Below are 6719 nucleotides of genomic sequence, written 5' to 3'. Positions count from 1 at the left end.
GCACCGCCCTGGTGGTGTTCTCCGGCGGCCAGGACTCCACCGCCTGCCTGGCCTGGGCCCTGTCGCGCTACCGCCATGTCGAGACCGTGGGCTTCGACTACGGCCAGCGCCACCGCGTCGAGCTGTACTGCCGCACCCGCGTGCGCTCCGAAATCGGCCGTCGCTTCCCGCAGTGGGGCGCCCGCCTGGGCAGCGACCACCTGCTCGACCTGCGCCTGCTCGGCCAGCTGTCCGACACGGCCATGACCAGCACCCGCGCCATCGAGATGCAGGCCAACGGCCTGCCCAACACCTTTGTGCCCGGCCGCAACCTGCTGTTCCTGAACTTCGCGGCCGCCCTGGCCTACCGCCGCAGCGCCTCGGTGCTGATCGGCGGCATGTGCGAGACCGATTTCTCCGGCTACCCCGATTGCCGAGACAACACGCTCAAGGCCCTGCAGGTCGCCATCAGCCTGGGCCTGGACTCGCCCATGACCATCGAGACGCCGCTGATGTGGCTGACCAAGGCCCAGACCTGGGCCCTGAGCGAACAGCTGGGCGGCGAGGTCCTCAACGACCTGATCACCGAGCACACCCACACCTGCTACCTGGGCGACCGCCAGCAGCGCCATGCCTGGGGCTACGGCTGCGGCCAGTGCCCGGCCTGCGAGCTGCGCGCCAACGGCCATGCGCAGTGGCTGGCGCAGCGCGACGCTGGCTGAGCCCGGCGGCGACACAGGGCTGCTTTACAGTCCAGGCCTCACATCCAAACACGTCCGGGAGTGCGCACATGCCTGTCAGCCAGATCACCTTGCTGGCCATCGCGGCCATCGCCGTTTTCTGGGCGGTGGGCGCCTACAACCGCCTGATCCGGCTGCGCAACGAGATCGGCAACGCCTTCGCCCAGATCGACGTGCAGCTCAAGCGCCGCCACGACCTCATCCCCAACCTCGTTGAGGTCGCCCGCAATTACCTCGAACACGAGCGAGACACCCTCGAGCGCGTGATCGCCGCACGCGCCCAGGCGATGGCCGCCACCGACCTGGTCAAGTCGCGCCCCAACCAGGCCGATCCCATCAAGAGCCTGGGCGTGGCCGAAGCCACCCTGGCCGGCGCCATGGGGCGCTTTCAGGCCGTGATCGAGGCCTACCCCGAGCTCAAGGCCGACGCGACCCTGCAAGACCTCCGCGAAGAGCTGACCCACACCGAAAACAAGGTCGCCTTCTCGCGCCAGCTCTTCAACGACGCCACGCTGGACTACAACAACGCCGCCCACCAGTTCCCCGCCAACCTGGTGGCCGGCCTGTTCCGCTTCCAGACCGCCGAGATGCTGCAGTCGACCAGCAGCGATGCCGAGCGCGCCGCCGTGACCGTCAAGTTCTGAGCCCGAAGCGGCCCGACGAGACACCCCGCGCAGCACCGACCATGCAGTTTCGCCAGCACCAGGCCCGGGCTCAGGCCCAGACCGTCCGACTCTTCGCCTGGTTCGCCCTGCTGCTGCTGGCCCTGGTGGTGGCCGTCAACCTGCTGCTGGGCCTGGGCTACAAGCTGATGACGCCTTTCGGTGCGGGCTTCCCGCCGCTCTTCTTCGAGACCAACACCGCCGTGGTGCTGCTCTTCGTGCTGGGCGGCTGCGTGGTGGAAACCCAGCGCCTGCGCGAAGGCGGCGGGCCACGCATTGCCCACTGGCTCAGCGGCCGCGAACTGCACACCCCCGACTCCGGCCACGAGCGCCGCCTGCTCAATGTGGTCGACGAGATGGCCCTGGCCAGCGGCCAGCCGGTGCCCAAGGTCTATGTGCTGCACCGGGAGGACGCCATCAACGCCTTCGTCGCCGGCTGGGGCCCGGACGACACCGTGCTCTGCGTCACCCGCGGCGCCCTGGAACGCCTGACGCGCGCCGAGCTGCAGGGGCTGGTCGCCCACGAATTCGGCCACATCAAGGAAGGCGACCTGGCCCTGACCATGCGCCTGCTGGCCCTGGTCTGGGGTCTCTCGCTGGTACACGGCTATGGGCAGGACCTCATGTCGCCCAACGACCAGGGCCGCATCAGCCCGGTGGCCTGGCTGATCGGCCTGGTCTTTTCCGCTGTGGGCTGGCTGGGCTGGCTGGCAGGGCGCGCCCTGCAGGCCGCCGTCTCGCGTCAGCGCGAATTCCTGGCCGATGCCAGTGCCATCCAGTTCACCCGCTCGCGCGACGGCCTGGGCAATGTGCTGCGCAAGCTCTGGCACGACCAGCAGGTGCTGTCCGGTCACATGACCCACCCGGCCGCCAGCATGATCGCCTCGCTGCTGATGCACCAGCCTCAGCGCGCCAGTTGCCTGGCCACGCACCCGCGTCTGTCGGAACGCATCCGCCGCATCTGCGGTGCGGTGCTCGCGCCCATCCCGGCCCCCGTGATCCGGCAGGAGCCGCGCGAAGCCCGCCACACCCCCACGCCACCCAGCGAGCCCTCCGTGGTGGGCGCGGCCAGCCCGACCGGCGCGCCAGCGGGGCACCAGGGCATGTCGGACACCGGTGTGCCCCTGGTCAGCCTGCGTGGCGACCTCGATGCCCTGGCCCGCCTGCAGCGACTCAGCGGCCCCACCGAACGCCGCCTGGCCGTGCTGGCGCTGATGATGAACCCGGCCAACCCGCGTGAGCTCAAACTCTGGCACCGCTTGGCCGAAGGTGTGGCCTTGGCTCGGCAGATCCTGGACGACGTAGCCGCCCTGCAAGCAGCCCGGCGCGTGCCCGAGTTCGAGCGCCTCACCGCGTCCATCGCCCAGGAAAGCATCGAAGAACGCCGCAGCCTGGTGGAGGCCGCCCGCGACCTCATGCGCGCCGATGGCCGCGTCAGCCCCATGGACCGGCTCTGGTGGCTGGCCCTGCGTCGACGCCTGAGCGACCAGGCCGGCAAACCGCCACTGATGCGCCCCCTCACCGGTCAGGGCCAGGCCCTAGACGAACTCGGCGAGGCCGCCCACCGCCCGGTGGCGGCCCTCTCGGCCTACCTCGCCCGCTTCGTGCCACTGAGCGAACAGGGCCAGGCCCTGGCACCCGCGAGCCGGGCCTGGCTGGCCAGCGTCTACAAACGCTGCGGCATGCCGCCCGCGCAGGCGCAAACGGCCGTGCCCCCCGATGCCGACGCGCTCATGGTCGCGCTCACCGAGGTGCAGGAGCTGTCGTGGATGATGCGGCCCATGCTGCTCAAGGCCTGGGTGGAAGAAGCGGTCAACCACAGCCCCCAAGGGATCCTGGCAGACAGCACGGCCGATGCCCTGCGACTGGCCGCCGGGCTGATCGATTCCCCGCTGCCCCCGATGCTCGACGCGCACTACCCCGCCAGGGGCTGAGGCAGCAGGCCCGGCGCCGCGGGCCGACGTCAGTCAGCCCTGCCCGGCCCGAGGCAGTCGCGTCAGGCCCAGCAGGCCGTTGCGCAGCTCTTCCGGCGCCGATTCGCCGATGTACATGCGCAGGTAGATCTGGTAGGCCAGCTCATTGTTGATGGCGCTCATGTTGGCGCCATCGACCTGCAACAGCTTGCCATTGTGCGAGGCCAGCCAGCCGGTGCCAGGCACCCAATCGAGGTTGACCACATCGCCTTTGGCCACGCGCTTGACGTTGCTGTAGGCCGCCCCGATCAGGCCCACCACCGTGATCAGCTTCTTGAACTCTTCTTCGGTCGCCGCCTGCTTGAAGTCGGCGATGAAGATGCGCGAAATCGTGGACGAGGTGAACTCGCGCAGGATGTTGAGCTGGATGCGACGAACGCCATTGAGCTTGTAGATCGCATCGGCCGTGGTGCGCTTTTCCGGCAGGTAGAGCGCGGTCACATCGGCCTTGAAATAGCCACGCTTGCGCACCCCCGCGCCATTGAGCACCAGCTTCTGGCCGTGGGCCATCACCGTCTCGGGCAGCTCCACCCCCTCGAGTTCCACCGCATTGGCCTGCGCGGGCGTGGCCCAGGGCATCAGGGACAGGGCGGCCGCACCGGCCAGCCATTGGCGACGTTGCCAATCGGGGTGACGGGTCAGTTCGTCAGACATGGCGATCGCCTCACAGCGGCTTGGACAAGGTCAGCCAGAACGCCTGGCCTTCGGTGCGGTTGTGCGCCTTGTATTCCTTGAGGAACTTGCCTTCCAGCATGAACTCGCCACCGTTCTTCAGCCAGGCCACGGCCGGGCCTGCCGCCACGACACTGGCCTTGTTGCCGGTCGACAGATCGGTGGTCGCGGCCAGGGCGGCCTGCTGCGCGGCGGGGTAGCCGCTCAGGTCCTGGGTGTCACGCCCGATCTGGCGCACCCAGTAGCCCTGCAAGCCGAGACGCACGTCCTCGCTCACGAAGGCCATGGCCTGGTAATCGAGGTTGAACATGGTGCCGGAGTAGTAGCCGTTCTCCTTGTTGCGGGTGTTGAAGGACAGCACCGCGCGGCCGCCCAGGTCCCAGCCATCGCCAATGAAGGCGTACTGCACCGAGGGGCGGAAGGTGATGAAGTTCCCGTACCCGGGGTTCAGTCGACGGTCGGCCTTGTAGTCGCCGGTGGGCAGCACCAGGGTGGGCGCAAAGGTCACGGCCTGGTGGTCACCGATTTCCCAGTGCACGATGGGGGAGAGTTCCACATCGCCGATGCCGGACACGGAGCCGTCCATCGCGTCGGCCCTGGCCGACAACGACACGGTCGCGGCCGAGGTGATCGCCGGCACCGCCGAATTGACATTGGCCACCGAGAAGTCACCCTTGCGCTTGATCACCGGCAGCATCACGGTGAAGCCCAGGTTGCCCCCCAGCACATGGTTGCTGCTCAGGTAGGTCAGACGCGGCAGCACGGCCACCACATCGGCCTTGACGCGGCTTTCGTACGTGACCGGGAACCCGCTCACATTGACCGACGAAGCTGCGGCCTTGCCGTCGTTGCCCTTGAGCTTGCTCGCGTGGTAGGCCACGGTGGCGACCTGGCCATACCAGCCCGGCACCAGGGGCGAGGTCATGTCGCTGCCCCCCACACCGGGCGAGTAGCGCTGCAAACCGTTTTCCGCAGCCAGGGCGGCCTGGCAGGCGGCCAGGGTCAGCGCGAGCGCCGAAACACGGAAAGCGGCGGAAGACAGGTTCGCCACACGATTGCACTGACGCGACATCGCGACTCCTTCAAGCGGTTTGGAATGAGATGAGGGGCAGACCGCGCAACGCGCGTGCCCTGCATGGGCATCCATGGTGCCGACTGCCTCTGGCCCGCGGCGCCAGCATGTGGCCCACAGGCAACAAGAGAACACCCTCCGTGTCAGTTTCGACCGCAAAGCCCTCTGACTTGAGGGGCTGGCGCGCCTGGGGTATTCACCAAGCGGCCAGGGGGCTCACTCGCCTTCGCCGAACTTGTCGTTGATCAGGGCGGTGAGTGCGCGCATGGCCTCGTCTTCGCGGGCGCCGTCGCATTCGAGCTCCACCGAACTGCCCAGACCCGCGGCCAGCATCATCACGCCCATGATGCTCTTGGCATTGACGCGGCGGTCGTTGCGGCTCATGAAGACATCGCAGGGAAAGCTGCTGGCCAGTTTGGTGAGCTTGGCCGAGGCGCGTGCGTGCAGGCCCAGCTTATTGCTGATGGTGACGGTGGTCTTGATCATGGGTCGGCTGGCTGACCTGGTTGTGGGGTCGGCTGGTGGCAATTTGCATGACGCCCTGCGTGCCACCGGCCACGGCACGGGTGATCAGGGTGTCGAGGGATTCGTTGGCGTAGTTCAGCGCGCGCCACAGCATGGGCACGTTGGCGCCGGTGATGACCTTGACCTTCACGCCATCGGCCAGGCGCTGCACCGTGTTGCAGGGCGTGGCCCCGAACACGTCGGTGAGGATGAGGGCCTCGCCCCGCTCGTCCGCGTCCTGCACGATGGACAGCAGCACGCGTGCCTGGGCTTCCACCTCGTCGGCCGGCAGGTTGGGCAGGACATCCAGCACCTGCAACTGCATCGCGGCCTCGGGAAAACAATGCGCAGCCGCCTGCTTCAGGGCAGTGGCCAACGGCGCGTGGGCGATGATGAAGAGTCCGGGCATACAGGTGGGATTATCGGTCGCTCAATCGGGAAAATGAAAGCCGGCGCCGAACACCCTTGCGAGTTCTGCCCCACTTTGCCCACCTGTGTCCACCGCAGGCTGCCAGGCCGTGGCCTGCACCACCAGCAGCCCGTGGGAAAAATGCCACGTGTGCACCGTCATGTCCATGGGGCGGCCCAGGCCGTCCGGGCGGCGCAAGGTGTAAAGCCAGCGGCGCGAGCCGGCCTGGGGCGTCATGCGGGGCACCTCGGCAGGCCCCAGGTCGGTGGCAGACACAGCCTGGGGATCGGGCGCCAGTGCCGCGGCCGCGTCAAGGTTGCTGCGCAAGGCCGCTTGCATGCCGGTGAGGGCCGGCACCACGTCGGCCGGCCCGGGCACCGTCAGGTAGGACAGGGCCCAGGTCGATTCGCCCAGCTGGCAGGAACGCACGTGCATCGCGACCGGCGCCGCCAGGCCTTTCAGCTGCACCGTGCGGACCTGTTCGTCCGGCTTGCAAGGCAGGCGCCAGACCAGGCCGTGGGCATCGGCCAAGGTCATGTCGCGCCAGTCCATGGACGGTGAACAGCCCGCCAGCCCCCACGACAGACCCGTCAGAGCCCCCATGAAAAGGGTCGCCTTTTTTGCATGACGAAAGAATGGGCAAAGCACTTCAACCATGCGCCAGCATACGTCAGTGATCGTCACCCAAGCGTGGGATGGACAAGCCGG

The 6719-nt window shown here is 68.1% G+C and carries 8 protein-coding genes; 3 read left to right on the top strand and 5 right to left on the bottom strand.

Annotation, left to right across the window (positions count from 1 at the left end):
• Window positions 1-8: 8 nt before the first annotated feature.
• From queC to QZ994_RS17860, 3 genes are all read left to right on the top strand, one after another.
• Window positions 9-701 (top strand): 7-cyano-7-deazaguanine synthase QueC, encoded by a 693-nt coding sequence (gene queC / locus QZ994_RS17870; RefSeq protein ID WP_290874872.1) that lies wholly within the window; start codon window positions 9-11, stop codon window positions 699-701.
• A gap of 68 nt (window positions 702-769) precedes the next feature.
• Window positions 770-1363, top strand: a complete 594-nt coding sequence (locus QZ994_RS17865; RefSeq protein ID WP_290874869.1) for a LemA family protein — start codon at window positions 770-772, stop codon at window positions 1361-1363.
• A gap of 41 nt (window positions 1364-1404) precedes the next feature.
• Entirely contained in the window at window positions 1405-3315 is a 1911-nt protein-coding gene (locus QZ994_RS17860) for a M48 family metalloprotease (protein WP_290874866.1), read from the top strand.
• 33 nt (window positions 3316-3348) lie between these two features.
• Here the strand turns inward: QZ994_RS17860 and QZ994_RS17855 are convergent, their stop codons facing one another.
• The 5 genes from QZ994_RS17855 to QZ994_RS17835 form a co-directional block, all read right to left on the bottom strand.
• A complete protein-coding gene (locus QZ994_RS17855; protein WP_290874863.1) occupies window positions 3349-4008 on the bottom strand; it encodes a chalcone isomerase family protein in 660 nt (219 codons plus the stop codon).
• 10 nt (window positions 4009-4018) lie between these two features.
• On the bottom strand, window positions 4019-5098 hold the full coding sequence (locus QZ994_RS17850; protein WP_290874860.1) for a transporter: 1080 nt from the start codon (window positions 5096-5098) through the stop codon (window positions 4019-4021).
• A 216-nt stretch (window positions 5099-5314) separates the two neighbouring features.
• Window positions 5315-5584 (bottom strand): HPr family phosphocarrier protein, encoded by a 270-nt coding sequence (locus tag QZ994_RS17845; RefSeq protein ID WP_290874857.1) that lies wholly within the window; start codon window positions 5582-5584, stop codon window positions 5315-5317.
• The gene (locus tag QZ994_RS17840) at window positions 5553-6011 is read right to left on the bottom strand and encodes a PTS fructose transporter subunit IIA (protein WP_290874854.1); all 459 of its coding nucleotides are present in this window, start codon (window positions 6009-6011) and stop codon (window positions 5553-5555) included. The genes QZ994_RS17845 and QZ994_RS17840 overlap by 32 nt, the downstream gene beginning before the upstream one ends.
• A 21-nt stretch (window positions 6012-6032) precedes the next feature.
• A complete protein-coding gene (locus QZ994_RS17835; protein ID WP_290874851.1) occupies window positions 6033-6614 on the bottom strand; it encodes a hypothetical protein in 582 nt (193 codons plus the stop codon).
• Window positions 6615-6719: the final 105 nt, after the last annotated feature.

It is taken from the genome of Aquabacterium sp. (genome assembly GCF_021768455.1).
Classification (GTDB): Bacteria; Pseudomonadota; Gammaproteobacteria; order Burkholderiales; family Burkholderiaceae_C; genus Aquabacterium.
Note: the sequence above shows the minus strand (reverse complement) of the source record. Positions and strands in the feature narration are given on the sequence as shown.

Excerpts from the sequence above, each read along its gene's own strand:
- QZ994_RS17840 (WP_290874854.1), bottom strand. The coding sequence starts at position 6,011 with ATGCCCGGACTCTTCATCATCGCCCACGCGCCGTTGGCCACTGCCCTG.
- QZ994_RS17860 (WP_290874866.1), top strand. The coding sequence starts at position 1,405 with ATGCAGTTTCGCCAGCACCAGGCCCGGGCTCAGGCCCAGACCGTCCGA.
- QZ994_RS17845 (WP_290874857.1), bottom strand. The coding sequence starts at position 5,584 with ATGATCAAGACCACCGTCACCATCAGCAATAAGCTGGGCCTGCACGCA.
- QZ994_RS17850 (WP_290874860.1), bottom strand. The coding sequence starts at position 5,098 with ATGTCGCGTCAGTGCAATCGTGTGGCGAACCTGTCTTCCGCCGCTTTC.
- QZ994_RS17855 (WP_290874863.1), bottom strand. The coding sequence starts at position 4,008 with ATGTCTGACGAACTGACCCGTCACCCCGATTGGCAACGTCGCCAATGG.
- QZ994_RS17865 (WP_290874869.1), top strand. The coding sequence starts at position 770 with ATGCCTGTCAGCCAGATCACCTTGCTGGCCATCGCGGCCATCGCCGTT.
- QZ994_RS17835 (WP_290874851.1), bottom strand. The coding sequence starts at position 6,614 with ATGGGGGCTCTGACGGGTCTGTCGTGGGGGCTGGCGGGCTGTTCACCG.